The 1,139-nt window shown below is 73.4% G+C and carries 1 protein-coding gene; it reads right to left on the bottom strand.

What is annotated here, in order from left to right; all coding sequences use genetic code 11:
- Nucleotides 1–1,139 (bottom strand): hypothetical protein (locus tag ABEA07_RS16440; RefSeq protein WP_345539168.1); only part of this gene is annotated, 1,139 nt, incomplete at both ends.

Here is a 1,139-nt window from a genome sequence, read left to right as displayed (position 1 = left end):
GACTGGGCGGCGAAGCGGCCACTGCGCGCGGCCAGCGTGGCCGAGACGGCGTCGCGCGAATCGAAGCGCCAGCGGCCGAAGACATTGCCGAACACCGAGCTGCCGCGCCGGCCGCTGACGCTGTCGCTGAGCTCCACGTTGGCGCCCAGCTGCCACTGGCGCGCGGCGATGTCGCCGCGCCAGGAGGCGCCGCGCAGGTCGCTGGGCAGCGAATCGCCGCCCCAGCGCAGCGAGGGCTCGAAGTAGAAGACCGAGGCGCCCTGCTGCATCAGCTGGCTGCGCCAGGCCGCATCGACCCAGGCGCCGGTGGCGGAGCTGCGCGGTGCCAGCGAGTCGGCGCTGGCGGGCCGGGCCTCGCTGCGCGCCAGGTTGGCCTGGATGCGCATGCCGCCCACCTTGTCGGCCAGGGAGTTGCCGAAGCCGCTGCCCAGCGAATCGGCCCAGGGCGCCAGGCCCTGCCAGGACACGGCCGTCCACAGCGAGCGCGTGTTCTGCGCATAGCCGGACACGCCGTTCTGGTTCAGCTCGCGTGCCTCGATCATCTGCACTGCCGCGTCCACCCGGTTGGGCGCCATCGGGCCCGGGTCGCCGGCCAGCTGCGTCTGCGCGCCGATGCCGGCGGCGCTGCCGCGCCCGCTCGTGAAGCCCTGGTAGTCGATGCCGTTGAAGTAACCCACGCGCCCGGCCGAGGCCTGCAAGCTGGTGCGTCCGGGCTGCTCCAGCGTGGCGCTGACGCCCTCGATGGGCAGGCTGGGCAGGTAGATGCGGCCGGCGCCGCGTGCCAGCGGGGTGTTGGCCATGCCGATGTGGCCCACGCTGTTGTGGCCGAGCCAGCCGCCGTCGAAGGGCATGCCGCGCTGGTCGATGCGCCAGGTGCTGCCGGTGCGGTAGCTGTAGGGCACCGCGGTGGTGGGCAGGCCGGTGCTGGCGAACAGGCCCAGGCCGCTGACGGGGACGGCGTCGCGGGTGAGGCTGGCGTTGGTGGAGAAGGTGCCGTAGTCGGGGGTGTCGAGATAGCCGGAGAGGAGCAGGGACTGGGTGTTCTGCCGCAGCGCGCCGCTTTGCTGGTGGGCGGACTGCGCTTCCACGCTCCAGCCGCGTGGCCAGCCGGTGGTGGCGTCGGTGGACTCGTCGTCCTG

This window comes from Variovorax defluvii (assembly GCF_039541515.1).
GTDB classification, from domain to species: domain Bacteria; phylum Pseudomonadota; class Gammaproteobacteria; order Burkholderiales; family Burkholderiaceae_C; genus Variovorax; species Variovorax defluvii.
This window is presented reverse-complemented; position numbering and strand designations above follow the sequence as displayed.